We start from the raw sequence: 20,631 nt of genomic DNA, 5'->3' as shown, positions 1-20,631 counted from the left end.
GCCTGTGCTGTGCCTGCAATCAGCACTTCAATCAACCGCGCCGTACCAGCAAGCCCTTGATACTCAACAGGGCAGCCGTCCCCATGCCCAGCCACGCCAGCGTATCCCACCAGCCGTCACCCAATAGCGCAGCGAACAGCCCGCCGCCGATAAGCAGCGCTATGACGGCGGGTATCGCAAAGGTCTTCCAGAATCGCGATGGCTTCGAACTCATTGCGCCACCTGAGCCTGAACAGCGCTCACCGAGCGCGCGGCACGACGCCTCACCCACCACAGATAAACGCCGCTGCCGAGTACGATGATGGTCAGCACGTCCAGCACCGCCCAGAGGATCTTCATCGGCATGCCGCCGTAATCGCCGAAATGCAGCGGTTGCGACATCCCCAGTGCGTCCATGTACCAGGGACGTTCGACCACGGCGGTGACGTGCAGGGTCTGGGCGTCGATCAGCACCGGTGTGGCGAGGTGCGCAGTCAAGTGTGTGTTGCCTTTGAGGAACACCGCGTAATGATGCTCGCTGGAGAAGCGCGTGCCGGGGAAGGCGATGAAATCGGCCTGCATGCCGGGCGCAGCGGATTCGGCAATTTCCAGCAATCGAGTCGCCGGGGCGCGCTGGGTCAATGGCGGCGCGTCCTTGTAGGGAGCGATCATGGTGGCCAGCGCATCATTGCGCCAGGAGGCAATCAGCAGATCGGCGCAGGCGCTGATCACCCCGGTCACGCCGACCACCAGCGCCCAGGTCAATGTCACTACGCCAATCAGGTTGTGCAGGTCCAGCCAGCGCGTACGCCTGGATTTATTGACCCGCACCTGACCGAACTCCAGCTTGCGCATGAACGGCGCATACAGCACAGTCCCGGAAACGATCGCCACTACGAACAGCAAGCCCATGAACGCCAGCAACAGTTTGCCGGGCAGATTGGCGTACATGTCTACGTGCAGGCGCAGCATGACCATCATGAAGCCGCCGTTGGCAGAAGGCATCTCCAGCGCCTCACCGGTGCGCGCATCGAGGGCGAAGGTGTGCGAGGAGTTGGGCTCGGTGCCGGCGGTTGCAGCGGTGATTGCCATGACGCCATTGGGGTCTTCATCGTCCCAGCCAAAATACTGCATCACCTCCCCGGGGCGATGCGCTTCGGCAGCCCTGGCCAGTTGCTCCAGGTCCAGGCGTGGCGTATCGGCAGGCATCTCTTTGTAATGCGGAGCGTCGCCGAGCAGATGATCGATTTCATGATGAAAGATCAGCGGCAGGCCGGTGACAGCCAGCATCAACAGGAACAGAGTGCAAATCAGGCTGCTCCAGGTATGCACGATGGACCAGCGGCGCACGGTTTGGCTTTTCATGGTTTATCCACAGACGAAGAGACGCAGCGCTGGGCGCGTCCCCGAAATGACTTGTAAGACTAAGCCGCTCGAAACCGAAAAAGTGTCAGGGCGATCCGTTGTCCGCATGAAAGGGTATGTTTCAGAGTTTTGCCGGAGGGGTGCCGGGCTGTTGATCCCTGGGCAGCACCGACACCCACCACGCGGTGTGTTGCTCGATCTGCACAGGCAAGGTCGGCAGCAGCGCCTTGAGTGCCAGGTCGGTATCGGTCAACGGGAAGGTGCCGGTGACGCGCAGACCGGCCACCTTCGGGTCAACGCCCAGATGTCCTGTCCGGTAACGCCCCAGTTCAGCGAGCATGTCCGCCAGCCGCGCGTTGTCCACCACCAGCATGCCGCGCGTCCAGGCGTCGACGCCGGAAGGCATGCCAAGCAACGGGCCAAGGCCGTTGCGGGTGAGCAGCACCTGTTGGCCCTCGCGCAGAACCTGTTCACCGGAAGCATTACGCGGGTGGGCGACAACCGCCGATTGCAACACGCTGAGCAGGGTTCCATCGGACTCGCGCCGGACCAGAAAACGCGTCCCCAGAGCGCGCATCTTTCCATCCGCCGTCTCGACGATGAAAGGCCGCGGGTCGTCATGATCGCCGGTCTGCACCAGTATTTCACCGTCCTGCAGAATGACCCGACGTTGCTGCGCATCGAAGCGCACATCGATTGCGCTGTGGGTGTTCAGACGAATCAGGGTGTTGTCCGCCAGACGCACGTCGCGCTGTTCACCGGTGGCGGTGCGCTGGTCGGCAAGCCAGTAATCGATCGGCAGATAGCGATCGCCGACGAACAATGCCAGGCCCAAGGCCATGAACACTCCGGCCAGACCGCCACCGAGCTTGCGCAACCTGTGCCGCAGGGCACCCGGTGACTGTTGCAACGCCTTGCGTGCCGGACCTGCGGGCAAAGCAAAGCGCTGATTGACCATGCCCAACTGGCTCCAGGCCCGGGCATGCTCTTCGTCGGCGGCCAGCCAGCGCGCCAGCTCGGCGTCATTGCCGCCGTTGCTGTCCATGTTCAGTTGCCACTCGATGGCCGCATCGAGCACACGGGCAGAGACCGGTCTGGTGTTCACGTCGGCTCACCGTAGAGCGCCACGTAGCACTGACGCATGGCCTGAGCCAGGTACTGCCTGACGCGCGAGACCGAAACGCCCAGCTGCTCGGCAATCTCGGCGTGACTCATGCCGTCGAGGCGACTGTACAGAAAAGCTGCACGCGCTTTGCTGGACAGTGTGCCGAGCATCCGGTCGATGGCCTTGAGGTCTTCCACAATCAGCAGCTGCTCTTCCGGAGAGGGCTGCTCGGCCTCGGGCACCTGCATCAATTCCCCGAGGTAAGCCTGCTCCAGCGCAGCGCGTCGGAAGTGATCGAACATCAACCCTTTGGCGACGGTTGCCAGGAAAGCACGCGGTTCTCTGGGCGCAAGCAATTCATGGCGCCCCAGCAAGCGCACGAACGTGTCCTGACTCAAATCCTGAGCACGTTGCGGGCAGGCGACATTGCGTCTGAGCCAGGCCAGCAGCCAGCCGCGATGATCGCGATACAGCGCACCAACGATCTCGCTATGAGTGCTTGGGACTGACGACACGAATGGCCTCGATGAGAAAGTTCTAACTAAAGAGAATCATTCGCGATTGTGGCAGAGCGGAGGGGTAGTGGCAATTCGCGTCTGTCGGGAGGAGGGTCTGAATCGAGCGGGTTCTCGTCCCCACGCGGGAGCGTGAGGAACGAGAATCTCGTAACTATCGTGCCAATGCTCCAGTGTGGACATGTATTCAACGCTGGAGCATGCACAACGCAAGGCGTCCCGGGAGGACGCCTGGTCGTCGGATCAGGCCTGGTGGCTGATCTCGCGCAGCGGCTTGCCACGTGCCGGCTTGTCGCCTGCGACGAAGTAGTCGGCCGTGCTGCGTGGCAGAGGCTGACGACCACGGATCTTGTCGGCGATTTTCTCGGCGATCATGATCGTCGGTGCATTCAGGTTACCGGTGGTGATGATCGGCATGATCGAGGCATCGACCACGCGCAGGCTTTGCAGGCCATGCACGCGACCCTGACCATCGACAACCGCCATCTCGTCGGTGCCCATCTTGCACGAGCAGGACGGGTGATAAGCCGTTTCGGCATGCTCACGCACGAACTGGTCCAGCGCCTCGTCGGACTGCACGTCGATGCCGGGGCTGATTTCGCGGCCACGGTACGGGTCCAGTGCCGGTTGCTGCATGATCTCGCGAGTCAGGCGGATGCCGTCACGGAACTCCTGCCAGTCCTGCTCGCTGGCCATGTAGTTGAACAGGATGCTCGGGTACTCGCGCGGGTCTTTGGATTTGACCTGCACACGACCACGGCTCGGCGAACGCATGGAGCCGACGTGAGCCTGGAAACCGTGCTCCTGAACGCCCTTGGTGCCGTTGTAGTTAATCGCCACCGGCAGGAAGTGGTACTGAATGTTCGGCCATTCGAACGCTTCGCTGGAGCGAATAAAACCACCGGCTTCAAACTGGTTGCTCGCGCCGATACCTGTACCGAGGACCATCCACTCGGCACCGATGGCCGGCTGGTTCCACCACTTCAGCGAAGGATACAGCGACACCGGCTGGGTGCAGGCGTACTGCAGGTACATCTCCAGGTGATCCTGAAGGTTCTGGCCAACGCCCGGCAGGTCATGAACCACCGGGATATCCAGCTTGTTCAGCACTTCGGCCGGGCCGACGCCGGAACGCTGGAGAATCTGTGGCGAAGCGATAGCGCCGCCACACAGCAGCACTTCCTTGCGGGCACGGGCCTGGATGCGCGTGTCGCTGTCGCCCACCAGGTAGGCCACGCCGACGGCACGCTTGCCTTCGAACAGAATGCGATCGGTCAGCGCGTGAGTGACGATGGTCAGGGTCGAGCGCTTCTTGGCCTCGTCCAGATAACCACGGGCGGTACTGGCGCGACGACCGTTAGGCGTCACGGTGCGGTCCATCGGACCGAAACCTTCCTGCTGATAACCGTTGAGGTCGTCAGTGCGCGGGAAACCGGCTTGCACGCCCGCCTCGACCATCGCGTGGAACAGCGGATTGTTGCCCGCCTTGGGCGTGGTCACGCTGACCGGACCTTCACCACCGTGGTAATCATTCGGGCCGATGTCGCGGGTTTCGGCCTTGCGGAAGTACGGCAGGCAGTCGAGGTAGCTCCAGTCTTCGAGACCTGGCTCCTTGGCCCAGCCGTCGTAGTCCATCGCGTTGCCGCGGATATAGCACATGCCGTTGATCAGCGATGAGCCGCCCAGGCCTTTGCCGCGACCGCATTCCATCCGGCGGTTGTTCATGTGCGGCTCTGGCTCGGTCTCGTAGGCCCAGTTGTAGCGACGGCCCTGCAGCGGGAATGCCAAGGCGGCAGGCATCTGGGTACGGAAATCCAGACGGTAGTCCGGGCCACCGGCTTCGAGCAGCAGAACGGTGACGCCTGCGTCTTCGGTGAGACGGGCTGCCAGGGTGTTACCGGCCGAGCCGGCACCAATGATGATGTAGTCGTATTCGGATTGAGTCGTCATAGAGGCTCCCTCATAGAGCTGCGAGTTTCAAGCCTTGGCCGCAAGCAGAAGCCGCCAGGCGATACTCGTGAAAATGGGGTGCGGCAGGCAGCTTTTGAGTGCGTCTGCTTGAGGCCTGCCGCGTGCCACTGAAACCGTGCTTAGAAAACCGAGGCGTAATCGCCCAGTTCGATCTGTACCGACTTGATGCGCGTGTACTGGGCCAGCGAGCTGATGCCGTTCTCACGACCGACGCCCGACTGCTTGTAACCGCCGACCGGCATTTGTGCCGCCGACTCGCCCCAGGCGTTGATCCAGCAGATACCGGCTTCCAGCAGATGAATCACACGGTGGGCGCGGTTCAGGTCACGGGTCACGATGCCTGCGGCCAGACCGAAGTCGGTGTCGTTGGCGCGGCGCACCACTTCATCTTCGGTGTCGTAACCGAGGATGCTCATCACCGGGCCGAAGATTTCTTCACGCACGATGGTCATCTCGTCGGTGCAGTCGGTGAACACGGTCGGCGCAACGAACGCGCCTTTGTCGAACACACCGCCGGTCAGGCGATCGCCGCCGCACAACAGACGTGCGCCCTGCTCTTTGCCCTTGGCGATATAGCCCAGCACGCTTTCCATGTGCTCGAAGCTGACCAGCGGGCCGAAATTGATGTTTTCGTCTTCCGGGTTACCGGCGCGGATGCGCTTCACACGCTCGAGGATCTTCGCTTCGAACTCGGCTTTCAGGGCATTCGGCACGAACACGCGGGTGCCGTTGGTGCAGACCTGGCCGGAGCTGTAGAAGTTGGCCATCATCGCGATGTCAGCGGCGCGATCCAGATCGGCATCGTCAAACACGATCAGCGGTGACTTGCCGCCCAGTTCCATGGTCACTTCCTTGAGCGACGAGCTCGAGGCGCTGGCCATGACTTTCTTGCCGGTGTCGGTGCCGCCGGTGAAGGAGACTTTCTCGATGCGCGGGTGCTCGGTGATCCAGGTGCCGACTTCACGGCCGCTGCCGGTCAGCACGTTGAATACGCCGTTCGGTACACCCGCTTCGGTGTAGATTTCTGCCAGCTTCAGGGTGGTCAGCGAAGTGACTTCACTCGGCTTGAAGATCATCGCATTGCCGGCCGCCAGCGCCGGGGCGGATTTCCACAGTGCGATCTGGATCGGGTAGTTCCAGGCGCCGATACCGGCTACCACACCCAGCGGCTCGCGGCGGGTGTACACGAAGGAGGAATCGCGCAGCGGGATCTGCTCGCCTTCGATGGCCGGCACCAGACCTGCGTAGTATTCCAGCACGTCGGCGCCGGTCACGATATCCACGTAGCGGGTTTCGGAGATGGCCTTGCCGGTATCCAGGGTTTCCAGAGCGGCCAGTTCATCGTTGCGCTCGCGCAGGATGTCGACGGCACGGCGCAGGATGCGCGAACGCTCGACCGCAGTCATGGCGGCCCAGATTTTCTGACCCTTTTCGGCCGCGACGACGGCGCGCTCGACATCGTCCTTGCCGGCGCGCTGGATCTGCGCCAGGACTTCGCCGTTCGCCGGGTTGATGGCGTCGAAGGTTTCAGGGTTGCTGGCATCGACATAACCGCCATCGATGTAAAGTTTCTGCAGTTCAAAACGGGCCATAAAGTCCTCGCAAATTCAGTGGGGGGCGATGACTGTTTTCAGTGTGCCGGGTTGGTTCGGCAACAGGCTTATACAGTCGCTCGGTGAGGAGCTTCGAAAGCTTCAGCTCGCCGATTTCGCCAATTGAAAGTCCATGTACTCGTAAGCGATCCGTTGCGCTTGCTCGGTGTCGAATGCATCGCCTGACAGCGCGCCTCTCAGCCACAACCCGTCTATCAGGGCTGCCAGCCCGCGGGCGGCGCTGCGTGCCTGTTCCAGTGGCAAGGTGCGGCGGAACTGACAGCACAGGTTCGAATACAAACGGTGGTCGTTGATACGCTGCAATCGGTGCAGCGAAGGGTGATGCATGCTGGTCGCCCAGAAGGCCAGCCAGGTTTTCATGGCCGGGCCGCTGACCTGACTGGCGTCGAAGTTGCCTTCGATGATCACTTGCAGATGAGCCCTGGGGCTGTCTTCGGTCAGCGCCTGACGGCGTTCGCGGACGTTCTGGATCAAGGCGTTCATCAGGTGCCGCATCGTGGCAGCGATCAGGCCGTTCTTATCCTGAAAATAGTGACTGATGATGCCGTTGGATACGCCTGCCAGTCGCGCAATCAAGGCAATGCTGGCGTCACCCATACCGACCTGATCGACCGCAGTCAGCGTGGCCTGGATCAACTGTTGGCGGCGGATGGGTTGCATTCCGACCTTGGGCATTGGCGCGATTCTCCCGGGTGTCTGCAGTGATCGTTGTATCGAAATGACGGGGCCAGTCTAAAGATTTTTTATTGAACGATCAATCAATAAAAAATAAGAAGCGCGTTTTCACTGCCTGTCGGACAGTCTGAATCCGTCCAGCCATCACTTTGCGGCAAGGCACAGATCTGTGACGCGGAGCGTCACGCAAGGCATTCCCACGCTGGAGCGTGCGGAACGATAGGATCTACAACTATCGTGCCCATGCTCCGCGTGGGTATGCCGTTCTGGACGCTCCGCGTCCTCCCTTGAGCAGGTGGCGCGGCTTGGATCTGTGACGCGCAGAGCGTCACGACAGGCATTCCCACGCTGGAGCGTGAGGAACGATGACCTCAACTATCGTGCGACGCTCCGCGTCGCATGCCGTTCTGGACGCTCTGCGTCCGCTCTTCAGAGCCGCAAGGGCTCAATCCTGCAACACCACATCCGCCAGCTCATCGATTGCTTCCTGCCTCTCGCCCTGATTTGGCTTCGGATGTGGGTTGAGCGTCGACCACTGCGGGTGGGCGCGGGCTCGGGAGAGGGGTTCGGGGATCTTGCCTTTGCGCCAGGTCTTGTCCTGCGGCGTGGTCAGTTCGATGCTGTGCAGCGCAGCATGGCCTCTGATACCCAGCGCCAGCAGCAAGTGACGCTGACGCAGGGCAAGCAGGCGCAGTACCGCATCGTCGACGGTCAGCTCTCTGCGCCCCTTGAGCTTGCCGAGCAACCGGCCGCCGTAGCTGCGCGCGGTGGATAACGCACCACCGGCAATCGCCCCGACCAGCGCCGCCGCACCCAGCGTCACGCCGCCAACCATCAGATCGACCCCTGCCCCGGCCGCCGCGCCAGCCGCCACGCCGCCGCCAACGCGCACGCCCATCAACTTCAGGGTTTCCGGGTTGAACAGGTCATCGCCCCAGCGGCCGTCCATCAACGGCAAATCGCTGCTGGATACATCATCCTTGCGAAACGCATACAGCTTGAGCAGCGCCTCGACGCACTGCTGCTCGCGCTGCCGAACCGCCTTGCGCAGCGCTTCCACCGCCTGCTGCTCCTGGTCGGCGGTGGTTTCGACACTGCGTCGGCACGCTGCGCAATCAATCAGCAGCTCGGCGATCAGGCGAGCAGCGCTGTGGCGTTTGGCCGAGCGCTGTTTTTCCTGATCATCAATCAGCCGTTCAAGCCGCGGCCGCGCGCTTTCCAGCAACAGCGCCAGGCTTTCATACAGACGACGACCGCCGTCTTCCGGGGGCGCTACGCTGTCGAAACGTACCAGCGCATGCAGGCCCAAGCGGGAAAGCGCCTCGCGCCATTCCGGCTCGCGGTGCTGCTGCGCACTGACGAAATTCAGCACCGGCAGCAGCGGCTTGCCACAGCTCGCCAATACCGCCAGCTCGTCACGGTATTTGGCCAGCACCGGCTCACGTGCATCGATCACATACAGACCTGCGTCCGAGTCGAGCAACTGGCGCATGACCTTGGCCTCTTGCTCAAAACGCTGGCGTGCCTCGCTGCCCTCCAGAAAACGCGCCAGTCGTGCCGGCCCGTCCAGACGCTCGCCGGGGCGGTCCAGGCGCTCCAGATAATCGAGCAGCGCAATGGCGTCTTCCAGACCCGGCGTGTCGTACAGCTCGACCACGGCCTGACCGTCCACAGAAAGGCGCGCGCCCTCGACATGGCGAGTCGTACTGGGACGATGGGACACTTCGCCGAAGCTGACATCACCGGTCAACGTACGCAGCAGCGAGGTCTTGCCGACATTGGTATGACCGACCACCGCCAGCTTGATCGCACGAGTGCCGTCTGCTTCAGTCATGGCCTGTCTCCAGCCAGTTCAAGGGCACAGTGTCGGCGTGCGGCAACTGCAATTGATCCAGCGCGACGTGCCAGTCGCCGAGGCGCTCAGGGTCAAGCCTCTGCCCGGCAGGCGCGGGCAACAGCCAGATGCGCGTTGCTCCGGCGCAGCGTGCCAGTTCGGCGATCAACGCCAGACTGCCACGGTCCGGCGAGCGGCGCGGGTCGCAGGCGATCAGCATGCGCGCAGGCGGATACTGGGTCAGTTGCTCCAGCAGTTTGTGGCGCGACTCACGGCTGTCGAGAATGCCTGCATCGGCCACACCCGACGGCAGCGCTGGCGGCCAGACCTGCTGATCATCCAGCTCGATGGCCACTAACAAGGCGCCATTGCTTTCAACAGCCCCCAGGCCGGACTGCACCTGATGCAGCGCAGCAGGTTCGGCATCGTTGACACCCAGGCGCTCGCTGCTGGGCATCAGGCGCTCACGCAATTCAAGGTATTCGGGCAAATCCAGATCGAGGCGCAGCGCCGCCCTGCCCTGCTTCCAGCGCCACAGGCAGAACCCGGCCAGCAACAGCCGCGGCACGATGCCATACACCAGCAGCACACCGACCAGCCAGGCCGCCCAGGCCTGACGCGCGTTCTCGATACTCATTGCGCCATTGCCGCTGGCACGAATCATGGTTTCGTCCGGCACGCTGAACCCCAGCCATGCCGGGACGGTACTGAGCGTCTGGGTAAGGCTGACAAACGTGTCGCTGCTCAGAATGGTGGTTTCCCAGACAAACCCGTAACGCCGGGTCGCCATCAGCATCAGCAGCAACAGCAGCGCAGTGAGTAACGCCAGCAGCCACAGGCTGTGAACCACCAGCCCGAGCGCCCAGCGATTCAGGCGCTGGCGTTGCAGCAGCAAAACCAGCGCGGGGGCGAGTTGCGCAGCCTGGGCGTCACGGGCGAGCTTTTCACTCAGCCACAGCCACACCCGGCCCAGCCCGGTATTACTGCGCCCGGCGAAGATCAGGCCCAGCGCCCAGGTCAGCAACAGCACAAGGTTCAGCCCAAGCAGGCTGCCCAGCGCCCAGAACACATTGACCGGTGCCTGCCCGTCGCCCATTGCGGCGAACGCCAGGCCCGCGCCACTGATGACCGCGAGCACCGCCAGCGCAATCAACGCCAGCCGTGCGCCCTGCTTCCAGTGATGCAGCGCGCCAAACATGCCGTCGCGCTGCGCCAGGCCGAGGGCGCGATGGGTAATGCGTGCAGTCAGGTCGCCTCCGGCAGCGCGGGCACGGCGATTGGCTTCCAGATCATCCAGCACGCCAGCCTGCTGTTCACGCAGGCGCACGGCTTCGGTCAGCCAAAGGGTATCGAGGGGGGTCAGTGCAGTCACACAGTGTCTCTTGATTGAATTCAGCGGTGAGCATAACCGCAGTCATGGGACTGAGCACGGCGCATGTCAGTTCATTCGCCTGCCCTGCGACCTCTGATATCCTCGCGGCATGAAAACTCATCTCCCCCTCAGCCTGATTGCCGCCCTCGGTGAAAACCGAGTGATTGGCGTCGACAATTCCATGCCCTGGCATTTGCCGGGGGATTTCAAATACTTCAAGGCCACGACGCTCGGCAAGCCGATCATCATGGGCCGCAAGACCTGGGATTCGTTGGGCCGCCCGCTGCCCGGCCGCCTCAACCTGGTGGTCAGCCGCCAGACTGACCTGCAGCTTGAAGGCGCGGAAGTCTTCGCTTCGCTGGACGCCGCCGTTGTGCGTGCCGAGCAGTGGGCGCAGGAACAGGGTGTCGACGAGGTGATGCTGATCGGCGGCGCGCAGCTTTACGCCCAAGGCCTCCCTCAGGCCGATCGCCTGTACCTGACTCGCGTGGCGCTGAGCCCTGATGGCGACGCGTGGTTTCCGGAGTTCGATACCGCGCAGTGGGCGCTGGTATCCAACACCGAAAACGCCGCCGTCGATGGCAAGCCTGCCTACAACTTCGAAGTCTGGGAACGCGTCTGATCAGCGGTTTTCGGCGCAACTGCAACCGATGACGAAAAACTGCAACAAAAGTGTCGTTTTTGGTTTCACCGTCGCAAATAAAGGGGCAAACGGCGTCATTTGGCCTTTTTCGGGTCGCTGAAGTACTTTTGCCTTCACAATAATTTGTTACGGTCTGCCCCTTCGTTTTTTCGACAAGGGGAAATCGCCTATGAAACTCGTGCCAAAACTGTTGGCCGCTGCCGTCTGCTTCGGGCTTGCCAGCCAGGCTATCGCGGCCACCGAACTGAAGCATTGGCCCGAGCCTGCCGCCAAGGCGCTCGACGCAATGATTGCGGCGAATGCCAACAAGGGCAATTACGCGGTCTTCGACATGGACAACACCAGCTATCGCTTCGACCTCGAAGAAGCGTTGTTGCCGTACATGGAAAACAAAGGCCTGATCACCCGCGAAACACTCGATCCCTCGCTGAAGCTGATCCCCTTCAAAGACACCGCCGAGCACAAGGAAAGCCTGTTCAGTTACTACTATCGTCTTTGCGAAATAGACGACATGGTCTGCTACCCGTGGGTCGCGCAGGTGTTTTCCGGCTTTACGCTTCAGGAGCTCAAGGGCTACGTCGATGAGCTGATGGCGCTGAAAAAGCCGATCCCTGCGACCTACTACGAAGGCGACACCGTCAAGCAAATCAACGTCGAGCCGCCGCGGGTATTCACCGGGCAGGCCGAGCTGTACAACAAGCTGATGGAAAACGGCATCGAGGTGTATGTGATGACCGCGGCGTCCGAAGAGCTGGTACGCATGGTCGCTGCCGATCCGAAGTACGGCTACAACGTCAAACCACAGAATGTGATCGGCGTGAGCACACTGCTCAAGGACCGCAAGACCGGCGAGCTGACCACCGCACGCAAGCAGATCACGGCGGGTAAGTATGATCCGAAAAGCAATATGGGCCTGGAGCTGACGCCTTATCTGTGGACCCCGGCGACCTGGATGGCCGGCAAGCAGGCGGCCATTCTGACTTACATCGATCAGTGGAAAAAACCGGTCCTGGTCGGCGGCGACACCCCGACCAGCGACGGCTACATGCTGTTCCACAGCGTCGACGTGAGCAAGGGCGGCGTGCACTTGTGGATCAACCGCAAGGACAAATACATGACCCAGCTGAACGGCATGATCAAGGACAATGCCGAAGCTCAGGCCAGGGAGAAACTGCCGGTTACGGCGGACAAGAACTGGGTGATCGTCAAGCCGGACGAGATTCAGTAAGCGGCACAACATTGCGGGATTGCGGGTTGTTACCAACCCGCAATCCCGGTCAGTCGACTTTTTCGAACTTCAGATCCCAGACGCCGTGCCCGAGCTTCTCGCCACGGCGCTCGAACTTGGTGATCGGCCGTTCCGCAGGGCGCGGGACGTACTGGTTGTCTTCAGCCTGGTTGCGATAACCGGGCGCCACGCTCATCACTTCCAGCATGTATTCCGCGTAAGGCCCCCAATCGGTGGCCATGTGGAACACCCCGCCGACCTTCAGCTTGCTGCGCACCAGTGCGGCGAATTCAGGCTGCACGATGCGGCGCTTGTGGTGACGACTCTTGTGCCACGGGTCCGGGAAGAACAGCATCAGACGATCCAGGCTGTTGTCCGCAACGCAGCGGTTCAGCACTTCAATGGCGTCGCAATCGTAGACGCGCACATTGGTCAGCCCCTGGGTCAGGACGCCGTTGAGCAGCGCGCCTACGCCTGGAGAGTGCACCTCGACACCGATGAAGTCGTGCTCGGGAGCGGCAGCCGCCATTTCCAGCAGCGAGTGGCCCATGCCGAAGCCGATTTCCAGCGTGCGCGGCGCAGAGCGGCCGAACACCTGATCGAAATCCACCGGCGTGTCAGTCAGCGACAGGCCATACAACGGGAGGCCTTGATCGAGGCCGCGCTGCTGACCTTCGGTCATGCGGCCGGCTCGCATCACGAAACTCTTGATGCGGCGGTGCGGGCGCTCTTCGCCTTCTTCGACAGCAGGCGACTCTGGGTGCGGAACGTGCGAATCAGTCATCAACGGGCTCTTACTTGATCAGGCCATCCAGCGGCGAAGACGCGCTGGCATAGAGTTTTCGTGGCATGCGCCCGGCGAGGTAGGCCAGACGACCGGCAATTACGGCGTGTTTCATGGCTTCAGCCATCATCACCGGCTGCTGGGCGTGGGCGATGGCCGAGTTCATCAATACGGCTTCACAGCCCAGCTCCATCGCGATGGTGGCGTCGGAGGCAGTACCGACACCGGCATCGACCAGCACCGGCACTTTGGTTTCTTCGAGAATGATCTGCAGGTTGTACGGGTTGCAGATGCCCAGACCGCTGCCGATCAGGCCGGCCAGCGGCATGATCGCGATACAGCCGATTTCGGCCAGCTGGCGGGCGATGATCGGGTCATCACTGGTGTAGACCATCACGTCGAAGCCGTCCTTGACCAGGATCTCGGCGGCCTTGAGGGTTTCGATCACATTCGGAAACAGGGTTTTCTGATCGGCCAGCACTTCGAGCTTGACCAGATTGCGGCCGTCGAGCAATTCCCGGGACAGGCGGCAGGTGCGCACGGCCTCGGTCGCATCGAAGCAGCCAGCGGTGTTCGGCAAAATGGTGTAGCGATCAGGCGGCAGCACGTCCAGCAGGTTCGGCTCGCCGGGGTTCTGGCCCAGGTTGGTGCGGCGCACGGCAACGGTGACGATCTCGGCGCCCGAGGCTTCGATGGCCAGACGGGTCTGTTCCATATCGATGTACTTGCCGGTGCCCACCAGCAGGCGCGACTCGAAAGTCCGACCGGCCAGGACGAAAGGCTTGTCGCTGCGAACATTGCTCATCGGAAATCCTCATAACGTGCAGATGGGGTTGGGCGCAGTGCGGATTGCGAACTAGCCACCGCCAATGGCATGCACCACTTCGACCTGATCGCCTTCGCTCAGGACGGTCGTCACATGCTGACTGCGCGGCACGATATCCAGGTTCAGTTCCACCGCGACCCGGCGCCCTGCAAGGTCCAGACGGGTCAGCAATGCCGCGACGGTTTCGCCATCGGGCAATTCAAAGGGTTCGCCGTTCAACTGAATGTGCATGCGAGAGCAGCCATCATTTTTGGGGGGCCAGCATTCTAGCCCGATCAGCCGGTATGACCAAGGCAAAGCCACGCCATTCGTCTCATGCGCGCCTGCTTTGCGGGGAGCAGATACTCAAGGAGGCGAACCCAGCCTCCAGGCCGCCAGCCCGAGCATCGACCAGCCGAACAGAAAGGCCAGACCACCGAACGGCGTGATGATGCCCAGCTTGCTGAAACCGGTGAGGGTCAGGGCGTAGAGGCTGCCGGAAAACAGCAGAATACCGACCGCGAAGGAGAATCCGGCCCAGGTGACCAGGCGTCCGGGGATGTGCGTTGCCAGTATCGCCACGCCGAGCAGGGCCAGCGCGTGAATCAGCTGATAAAGCACTCCCGTGTGGAACACCGCCAGGTACTCGGCACTCAGGCGTTCCTTGAGGCCGTGGGCGGCAAACGCGCCAAGGGCCACACCGGTGAAGCCGAAGAAGGCGGCCAGCATCAAAAAGCTACGAAGCATCAGGGACTCCAGGGAAAAATCGTCGAAAGGCGCACGGTCTGTATAATGGCCCGCTCAACGGGTTCGGCCAAGCCATCTCTATGCTGCAGTCTATTCTTCGTCGCATCGTCAAAGCCCTGCTGTGGTTCGCCGCAGGCAGTGTTCTCGTGGTTCTGGTTCTGCGCTGGGTGCCGCCACCGGGCACGGCGCTGATGGTCGAACGCAAGGTGGAATCCTGGTTCGACGGCGAGCCTATCGACCTGCAACGCGACTGGGAACCGTTGGACAAAATCTCCGACAATCTGAAAATCGCGGTCATTGCCGGCGAAGACCAGAAATTCGCCGAGCACTGGGGTTTCGACGTCGACGCGATTCAAGCGGCCATTCTGCATAACGAGCGTGGCGGCTCGATACGCGGCGCCAGCACGCTCAGCCAGCAGGTGTCGAAAAACCTGTTCCTGTGGTCCGGCCGCAGCTACCTGCGCAAGGGACTGGAAGCCTGGTTCACCATGCTGATCGAGCTACTGTGGTCCAAGGAGCGCATCCTCGAGGTGTACCTCAACAGTGTCGAGTGGGACGAAGGCGTATTCGGTGCCCAGGCTGCGGCGCAACACCACTTCCGCACCAACGCCAGCGCGCTTTCCGCCCAGCAGGCCAGCTACCTCGCCGCCGTCCTGCCCAACCCGCGCCAGTGGAGCGCCAGCCACCCGAGCAGCTACGTCTCGCGCCGCGCAGGCTGGATTCGGCAGCAGATGCGTCAGTTGGGTGGGGATGAGTACCTGCAGGGGCTGAACAGCAGCCGTCGGTGGTGATGTTTGCACTCGGTTTCAATGGCCTCTCGCTACCTACGTTCGAGCATGAGAACGGGCCTTTGTAGGAGCGAACTTGTTCGCGAAGGCATTGTTTCAAACGACGAATCTTTTGCGACTGTACGGGCCCTTTCGCGAACAAGTTCGCTCCTACGTTCGGGCATGAGAACGGGCCTTTGTAGGAGCGAACTTGTTCGCGAAGGCTTTGTTTTGAACGCCAAATCTTCCGCGACTGTACGGGCCCTTTCGCGAACAAGTTCGCTCCTACGTTTGGGCATGGGAGCCGGATGGCTTTTGTAGGAGCGAACTTGTTCGCGAAGGCATTGTTCCGAACGCCAAATCTTCTGCGACTGTACGGGCCCTTTCGCGAACAAGTTCGCTCCTACGTTTGGACATGGGAGCCGGAAGGCTTTTGTAGGAGCGAACTTGTTCGCGAAGGCATTGTTTCAAACGACGAATCTTTTGCGACTGTACGGGCCCTTTCGCGAACAAGTTCGCTCCTACGTTTGGGCATGAGAGCCGGATGGCTTTTGTAGGAGCGAACTTGTTCGCGAAGGCATTGTTTCGAACGACAAATCCTCTGCGACTATACGGGCCCTTTCGCGAACAAGTTCGCTCCTACGTTTGGGCATGAGAACGGGCCTTTGTAGGAGCGAACTTGTTCGCGAAGGCATTGTTTCCAACGCCAAATCTTCTGCGCCTGTACGNAACGACAAATCCTCTGCGACTATACGGGCCCTTTCGCGAACAAGTTCGCTCCTACAAAACTATGCAGTTCGTGACGCTCTGCGTCACAAAGAGGACGCAGAGCGCCGCACGATAGCTGATACACAAACAAAAACGCCCCGATCATCTCGGGGCGTTTTTCGTTGCCGGGTAGCCTTACGCGGCGATCGACGTCTTGAGCTTGTTCATCGCGCTTTTTTCCAGCTGACGAATACGCTCCGCGGAGACGTTGTACTTCTGCGCCAGGTCGTGCAGCGTGGCTTTTTCTTCTGCCAGCCAGCGCTGGTAGAGAATGTCGCGGCTGCGTTCGTCCAGCACGTCCAGCGCCTGATGCAGATTGGCGGTGGAGTTGTCGGTCCAGTCGGAATCTTCCAGTTGACGCGCCGGGTCGTAGCGGTGGTCTTCCAGATAATTGGCCGGCGACTGGAACGCGCTGTCGTCATCCGCTTCGGCGGCCGGGTCAAAGGCCATGTCATGGCCGGTCAGACGGCTTTCCATCTCCCGCACTTCACGCGGTTCGACGCCCAGGCTTTCCGCGACGCGATGCACTTCATCGTTGTTCAGCCAGGCCAGACGCTTCTTCTGGCTGCGCAGGTTGAAGAACAATTTGCGCTGTGCCTTGGTCGTGGCGACCTTGACGATGCGCCAGTTGCGCAGGATGAACTCGTGAATTTCGGCCTTGATCCAGTGCACGGCAAAAGACACCAGACGCACGCCCATTTCCGGGTTGAAACGCTTCACGGCCTTCATCAGACCGACATTACCTTCCTGGATCAGGTCAGCCTGAGCCAGACCGTAACCCGAATAACTGCGAGCGATGTGCACGACAAAGCGCAGGTGGGCGAGGACCATTTGTCGGGCCGCGTCCAGATCCTGCTCATAGTAGAGACTCTCAGCCAGTTCACGCTCCCGCTCGGGCGTCAGCAATGGAATGCTGTTGACCGTTTGCACATAGGCCTCGAGGTTTGCACCCGGGACTAAAGCATAAGCAGGTTGCAAAGAAGTGGTCATACGAAAAAACCTCCAGCGCACAGGTTATGTGCAGTTCAGCATTAGCCAGATTGACCCGGAACCGCTAACCAAGTTCCTTGATTTTCAGAGGCCAGTCTGGTGAAACAATAATGTGGCTCTACCGGGGCGCCAGTTCACGAAGATGTCGGGCCACCGCAATCCAGGCACCGATATACCCTAACAGAACCGCTCCAAGCAAGAGGGAAAGACCATCACCCATCGGCACACCGGCCAGCGCGAAGTCACTGCCATAGAGACCTGCCAGCCCGACGACCGCGCCGTTCAGCCAGTTCAGGCCATAAGCCAGAACGCCCCAGGACAGGATGCCTGCCCCGAAGCCGTACAGCGCGCCCATATAAAGGAAGGGCCTGCGCACGTAGCTGTCGGTACCGCCCACCAGCTTGATGACTTCGATTTCGATGCGGCGGTTTTCAATGTGTAGACGAATTGTGTTACCAATTACTAACAGCAAAGCCGAGACCAGCAAAACCGTCAAGCCGAAAACGAACCGATCACCCAGTTTGAGGATCGCGGCCAGTCTTTCGACCCAGACCAGGTCCAGCTGCGCCTGCTCTACTTTAGGCAATTGGGCCAGTCGCGTACGCAAGGCTTCCAGCGCAGGCTTGTCCACTTCGTCCGGCGTCACCAGCACCACGCCCGGAAGCGGGTTCTCCGGCAATTCCTTGAGCGCCTCGCCCAGCCCGGACTGTTGCTTGAACTCGCCCAACGCCTGTTCGCTGCTGATGTACTCAGCATCTGCCACGCCGGGCATCGCCTTGATTTCATCGCGCAGGCGAGTGCCATCAGCGGTGCTGGCATCCAGGTTCAGGTAGATCGAAATCTGCGCCGCGCGCTGCCACGAACCTCCCAGACGCTCGACATTGCTCAGCAGCAACGACAAGCCCATCGGCAGGCTCAAGGCAATCGCCATGACCAGACAGGTAAAGAAGCTGCCAATCGGTTGCTTGCCCAGGCGGCGCAGGCTGTCCAGCAGACTGGAGCGATGGCTTTCCAGCCAGGCGGACAACAGCGCGCTGAAATCAGGGCCGTCGTCATCGTGGTCGTGGCGCTGCTTTTTCTGTTTCGGCGGCACTGGATCGGCGGCTTTGGGCGCGACGCGCTCTGAAACCTTGGGGCTGCGTGTGGCACTCATACTCCGGCCTCCCCGTCACCGATCAGACGACCGCGCTGCAGGGTCAGCATGCGATGGCGCATGCGGGCGATCAATGCAAGGTCGTGACTGGCAATCAGCACGCTGGTCCCCAGTCGGTTGATATCTTCAAAAACACCCATGATTTCCGCTGCCAGGCGTGGGTCGAGGTTACCGGTCGGTTCATCGGCGAGCAGCAGGGCCGGGCGGTGAACGATAGCCCGGGCAATGCCGACACGCTGTTGCTGACCGGTAGAGAGGTCACCGGGGTACAGCTCGGCCTTGTCGGACAACGCCACCCGCTCAAGCGCCGAGTCGACCCGCTTGGCGATCTCGGGCTTGGACAGGCCGAGGATCTGCAAGGGCAACGCGATGTTGTTGAACACCGTGCGATCGAACAGCAACTGATGATTCTGGAACACCACGCCGATCTGGCGACGCAGAAACGGGATTTGTGCGTTGCTGATTTGCCCAAGGTCCTGACCGGCCAGCATCAGTTTGCCGGTGGTCGGACGCTCCATGGCCAGCAACAGGCGCAGCAGCGTGCTTTTGCCGGCACCGGAATGACCGGTGACGAACAAAAACTCGCCGCGACGTACTCGAAAGCTCAGTTCATGCAACCCGACGTGTCCATTCGGGTAGCGCTTACCGACCTGCTCGAATCGAATCATGGACGCTCCCGCTCCGCAAACAGTGCCTGAACAAAGGGTTCGGCCTCGAAGGTACGCAGATCATCGATACCTTCACCGACGCCGATATAGCGAATTGGCAAGCCGAACTGCTTGGCCAGGGCGAAAATCACGCCGCCCTTGGCGGTGCCATCCAGCTTGGTCAGCGCCAGCCCGGTCAGCGTGACGGTCTGGTTGAACTGCTTGGCCTGATTGATAGCGTTCTGCCCGGTGCCAGCATCGAGGACCAGCAGGACTTCGTGAGGAGCGTCTGCGTCCAGCTTGCCGATCACGCGGCGAACCTTCTTCAACTCCTCCATCAGGTTGTCCTTGGTGTGCAGACGGCCAGCGGTGTCGGCGATCAGGACGTCGATGCCACGAGCCTTGGCGGCCTGCACGGCGTCGAAGATGACAGAAGCCGAGTCGGCACCGGTGTGCTGGGCGATGACCGGTATGTGATTACGCTCACCCCAGACCTGCAATTGCTCGACGGCTGCAGCACGGAATGTGTCGCCCGCCGCCAGCATGACCTTCTTGCCTTCCAGTTGCAGCTTCTTGGCCAGCTTGCCAATGGTCGTGGTCTTGCCCGCGCCATTGACGCCGACCACCAGAATCACGAACGGCTTGTGTTCGGCCTTGATCACCAGCGGTTGCTCGACAGGCTTGAGCATCGCGGCCAACTCACCCTGCAACGAGGTGTACAGTGCCTGGGCGTCGGTCAACTGCTTGCGCGCGACCTTCTGGGTCAGGCTCTTGATGATGACCGAGGTGGCTTCAACGCCGACATCGGCGGTCAGCAGACGGGTTTCGATTTCTTCGAGCAGGTCGTCATCGATGGCCTTCTTGCCCAGAAACAGGCTGGCCATGCCTTCGCCGATGCTGGCACTGGTCTTCGACAAGCCCTGCTTGAGGCGTGCAAAGAAGCCGACCTTGCCGGTTTCTGGCTCGGGTGCCGGAGCAGGCACTGCAAGCGCCTGCGCAGCAGGCTGAACCGGTTGCGGCACTGCCTGCGCGACGACTGGCTCTGGCTCTGGCTCTGCAACAGGCTGAACCAGCACCGGCTCAGGCATCCCGAGCGGCACGATATCCGCCACAGGCTCCGCTACGACGGGTTCAGGCTCCAGCGGCTCGGGCGCAACAGGGGCATGGCTTTGTTCAGGGATGGCCGGCGTGACATGCGGCTCGCGCTCGTCGCTCAAGGCCACCGGCTCTTCGGTCACCGGCAAGGTCAGCCAGGGCTGAGGCGAAGGCGCGCCGGGCTCCACATGCAGTTGCGATGCAGGCGCAGCTGCTTCGACAGTGACTTCAGGCACCGATTGCGAGGCAACATGAGGCTCAACCTGCGGCGTCGCGGCAACCTGATCGGCGATCGGGTCGGGTTGCGTCGGGGATGATTCTGCTGGCTTCGGCTCGGTTTGCTGCGGCTTCTTGCGCAGCCATCCGAACAGGCCTTTCTTCTCTCCAGCCTCGGCTGGGGTCTTCTTGTCGTCGTTGGAACCAAACATGGATGACGGCTATCTCAAGGTTGCGGGGCGCCAGAGGGCGACCCGGAAAATTCTGACATGCAAAACAGACTGCGTTTAGGACTTCTTGTTCACTCAACGGCCGCTTGTGCAGCTACCTTTACCTGCGTTTCAGACAGGTTTCACTCG

At 61.3% G+C, this 20,631-nt stretch carries 20 protein-coding genes; 3 read left to right on the top strand and 17 right to left on the bottom strand.

All coding sequences use genetic code 11. The features are described 5' to 3' along the window. Positions 1–31: 31 nt before the first annotated feature. From KBY02_RS23865 to KBY02_RS23825, 9 genes are all read right to left on the bottom strand, one after another. A complete protein-coding gene (locus KBY02_RS23865; RefSeq protein WP_003402221.1) occupies positions 32–214 on the bottom strand; it encodes a hypothetical protein in 183 nt (60 codons plus the stop codon). Next, a complete protein-coding gene (locus tag KBY02_RS23860) occupies positions 211–1,344 on the bottom strand; it encodes a PepSY-associated TM helix domain-containing protein (protein WP_011269198.1) in 1,134 nt (377 codons plus the stop codon). Before KBY02_RS23860 ends, KBY02_RS23865 begins: the two co-directional genes overlap by 4 nt. A 121-nt stretch (positions 1,345–1,465) precedes the next feature. Then, positions 1,466–2,449 carry a FecR domain-containing protein gene (locus tag KBY02_RS23855; protein ID WP_225650801.1) on the bottom strand — a complete coding sequence of 328 codons (984 nt, stop codon included), beginning with the start codon at positions 2,447–2,449 and terminating at the stop codon, positions 1,466–1,468. Further along, positions 2,446–2,964: an RNA polymerase sigma factor gene (locus KBY02_RS23850; RefSeq protein WP_011269200.1), complete on the bottom strand. Its 519-nt coding sequence runs from the start codon at positions 2,962–2,964 to the stop codon at positions 2,446–2,448. Before KBY02_RS23850 ends, KBY02_RS23855 begins: the two co-directional genes overlap by 4 nt. 243 nt (positions 2,965–3,207) lie before the next feature. Next, on the bottom strand, positions 3,208–4,914 hold the full coding sequence (betA, locus tag KBY02_RS23845; RefSeq protein ID WP_225650800.1) for a choline dehydrogenase: 1,707 nt from the start codon (positions 4,912–4,914) through the stop codon (positions 3,208–3,210). A gap of 140 nt (positions 4,915–5,054) precedes the next feature. Next, positions 5,055–6,527 carry a betaine-aldehyde dehydrogenase gene (betB, locus tag KBY02_RS23840; protein WP_003393629.1) on the bottom strand — a complete coding sequence of 491 codons (1,473 nt, stop codon included), beginning with the start codon at positions 6,525–6,527 and terminating at the stop codon, positions 5,055–5,057. Between the two features lie 102 nt (positions 6,528–6,629). Further along, entirely contained in the window at positions 6,630–7,223 is a 594-nt protein-coding gene (betI, locus tag KBY02_RS23835; RefSeq protein WP_002555619.1) for a transcriptional regulator BetI, read from the bottom strand. A gap of 445 nt (positions 7,224–7,668) precedes the next feature. Then, positions 7,669–9,057 (bottom strand): GTPase/DUF3482 domain-containing protein, encoded by a 1,389-nt coding sequence (locus KBY02_RS23830; protein WP_103360224.1) that lies wholly within the window; start codon positions 9,055–9,057, stop codon positions 7,669–7,671. After that, the gene (locus tag KBY02_RS23825; RefSeq protein ID WP_225650799.1) at positions 9,050–10,429 is read right to left on the bottom strand and encodes a DUF2868 domain-containing protein; all 1,380 of its coding nucleotides are present in this window, start codon (positions 10,427–10,429) and stop codon (positions 9,050–9,052) included. Before KBY02_RS23825 ends, KBY02_RS23830 begins: the two co-directional genes overlap by 8 nt. Positions 10,430–10,538: 109 nt before the next feature. Between KBY02_RS23825 and KBY02_RS23820 the strand changes: the two genes are divergently transcribed. Further along, positions 10,539–11,051: a dihydrofolate reductase gene (locus KBY02_RS23820; RefSeq protein WP_003402228.1), complete on the top strand. Its 513-nt coding sequence runs from the start codon at positions 10,539–10,541 to the stop codon at positions 11,049–11,051. A 190-nt stretch (positions 11,052–11,241) separates the two neighbouring features. Further along, entirely contained in the window at positions 11,242–12,300 is a 1,059-nt protein-coding gene (locus KBY02_RS23815; RefSeq protein WP_003402229.1) for a hypothetical protein, read from the top strand. A gap of 49 nt (positions 12,301–12,349) precedes the next feature. Here the strand turns inward: KBY02_RS23815 and trmB are convergent, their stop codons facing one another. From trmB to KBY02_RS23795, 4 genes are all read right to left on the bottom strand, one after another. After that, positions 12,350–12,997, bottom strand: coding sequence for a tRNA (guanosine(46)-N7)-methyltransferase TrmB (gene trmB, locus KBY02_RS23810; protein WP_213582310.1), 648 nt, complete (start codon positions 12,995–12,997; stop codon positions 12,350–12,352). Positions 12,998–13,094: 97 nt separating this feature from the next. Continuing rightward, positions 13,095–13,889 carry a thiazole synthase gene (locus KBY02_RS23805; protein ID WP_003304387.1) on the bottom strand — a complete coding sequence of 265 codons (795 nt, stop codon included), beginning with the start codon at positions 13,887–13,889 and terminating at the stop codon, positions 13,095–13,097. Between the two features lie 51 nt (positions 13,890–13,940). Next, positions 13,941–14,141 carry a sulfur carrier protein ThiS gene (thiS, locus tag KBY02_RS23800; RefSeq protein WP_003402231.1) on the bottom strand — a complete coding sequence of 67 codons (201 nt, stop codon included), beginning with the start codon at positions 14,139–14,141 and terminating at the stop codon, positions 13,941–13,943. Between the two features lie 114 nt (positions 14,142–14,255). After that, positions 14,256–14,636, bottom strand: a complete 381-nt coding sequence (locus KBY02_RS23795; RefSeq protein WP_011269203.1) for a DUF423 domain-containing protein — start codon at positions 14,634–14,636, stop codon at positions 14,256–14,258. A gap of 80 nt (positions 14,637–14,716) precedes the next feature. Between KBY02_RS23795 and mtgA the strand changes: the two genes are divergently transcribed. Then, positions 14,717–15,427 carry a monofunctional biosynthetic peptidoglycan transglycosylase gene (gene mtgA / locus KBY02_RS23790; protein ID WP_003402232.1) on the top strand — a complete coding sequence of 237 codons (711 nt, stop codon included), beginning with the start codon at positions 14,717–14,719 and terminating at the stop codon, positions 15,425–15,427. An 879-nt stretch (positions 15,428–16,306) separates the two neighbouring features. On the opposite strand, the gene rpoH is transcribed toward mtgA, so the two are convergent. From rpoH to ftsY, 4 genes are all read right to left on the bottom strand, one after another. Beyond that, the gene (gene rpoH, locus KBY02_RS23785; RefSeq protein ID WP_003402233.1) at positions 16,307–17,161 is read right to left on the bottom strand and encodes an RNA polymerase sigma factor RpoH; all 855 of its coding nucleotides are present in this window, start codon (positions 17,159–17,161) and stop codon (positions 16,307–16,309) included. 118 nt (positions 17,162–17,279) lie between these two features. Next, positions 17,280–18,314 carry a permease-like cell division protein FtsX gene (gene ftsX / locus KBY02_RS23780; protein ID WP_003402234.1) on the bottom strand — a complete coding sequence of 345 codons (1,035 nt, stop codon included), beginning with the start codon at positions 18,312–18,314 and terminating at the stop codon, positions 17,280–17,282. After that, complete coding sequence (ftsE, locus tag KBY02_RS23775; protein ID WP_002555631.1) at positions 18,311–18,982, bottom strand: cell division ATP-binding protein FtsE; 672 nt, start codon at positions 18,980–18,982, stop codon at positions 18,311–18,313. The genes ftsX and ftsE overlap by 4 nt, the downstream gene beginning before the upstream one ends. Beyond that, positions 18,979–20,484 carry a signal recognition particle-docking protein FtsY gene (gene ftsY, locus KBY02_RS23770; RefSeq protein WP_225650798.1) on the bottom strand — a complete coding sequence of 502 codons (1,506 nt, stop codon included), beginning with the start codon at positions 20,482–20,484 and terminating at the stop codon, positions 18,979–18,981. Before ftsY ends, ftsE begins: the two co-directional genes overlap by 4 nt. Positions 20,485–20,631: the final 147 nt, after the last annotated feature.

Source organism: Pseudomonas sp. P129, assembly GCF_020312195.1.
Lineage (GTDB): Bacteria > Pseudomonadota > Gammaproteobacteria > Pseudomonadales > Pseudomonadaceae > Aquipseudomonas > Aquipseudomonas fragariae.
Note: the sequence above shows the minus strand (reverse complement) of the source record. Positions and strands in the feature narration are given on the sequence as shown.

Bases quoted from the DNA above. Each gene is read 5' to 3' on its own strand.
- KBY02_RS23865 (WP_003402221.1), bottom strand. From the start codon at position 214: ATGAGTTCGAAGCCATCGCGATTCTGGAAGACCTTTGCGATACCCGCC.
- KBY02_RS23860 (WP_011269198.1), bottom strand. From the start codon at position 1,344: ATGAAAAGCCAAACCGTGCGCCGCTGGTCCATCGTGCATACCTGGAGC.
- betA (WP_225650800.1), bottom strand. From the start codon at position 4,914: ATGACGACTCAATCCGAATACGACTACATCATCATTGGTGCCGGCTCG.
- betB (WP_003393629.1), bottom strand. From the start codon at position 6,527: ATGGCCCGTTTTGAACTGCAGAAACTTTACATCGATGGCGGTTATGTC.
- betI (WP_002555619.1), bottom strand. From the start codon at position 7,223: ATGCCCAAGGTCGGAATGCAACCCATCCGCCGCCAACAGTTGATCCAG.
- KBY02_RS23830 (WP_103360224.1), bottom strand. From the start codon at position 9,057: ATGACTGAAGCAGACGGCACTCGTGCGATCAAGCTGGCGGTGGTCGGT.
- KBY02_RS23820 (WP_003402228.1), top strand. From the start codon at position 10,539: ATGAAAACTCATCTCCCCCTCAGCCTGATTGCCGCCCTCGGTGAAAAC.
- KBY02_RS23815 (WP_003402229.1), top strand. From the start codon at position 11,242: ATGAAACTCGTGCCAAAACTGTTGGCCGCTGCCGTCTGCTTCGGGCTT.
- trmB (WP_213582310.1), bottom strand. From the start codon at position 12,997: ATGCGAGCCGGCCGCATGACCGAAGGTCAGCAGCGCGGCCTCGATCAA.
- KBY02_RS23805 (WP_003304387.1), bottom strand. From the start codon at position 13,889: ATGAGCAATGTTCGCAGCGACAAGCCTTTCGTCCTGGCCGGTCGGACT.
- thiS (WP_003402231.1), bottom strand. From the start codon at position 14,141: ATGCACATTCAGTTGAACGGCGAACCCTTTGAATTGCCCGATGGCGAA.
- KBY02_RS23795 (WP_011269203.1), bottom strand. From the start codon at position 14,636: ATGCTTCGTAGCTTTTTGATGCTGGCCGCCTTCTTCGGCTTCACCGGT.
- mtgA (WP_003402232.1), top strand. From the start codon at position 14,717: ATGCTGCAGTCTATTCTTCGTCGCATCGTCAAAGCCCTGCTGTGGTTC.
- rpoH (WP_003402233.1), bottom strand. From the start codon at position 17,161: ATGACCACTTCTTTGCAACCTGCTTATGCTTTAGTCCCGGGTGCAAAC.
- ftsX (WP_003402234.1), bottom strand. From the start codon at position 18,314: ATGAGTGCCACACGCAGCCCCAAGGTTTCAGAGCGCGTCGCGCCCAAA.
- ftsE (WP_002555631.1), bottom strand. From the start codon at position 18,982: ATGATTCGATTCGAGCAGGTCGGTAAGCGCTACCCGAATGGACACGTC.
- ftsY (WP_225650798.1), bottom strand. From the start codon at position 20,484: ATGTTTGGTTCCAACGACGACAAGAAGACCCCAGCCGAGGCTGGAGAG.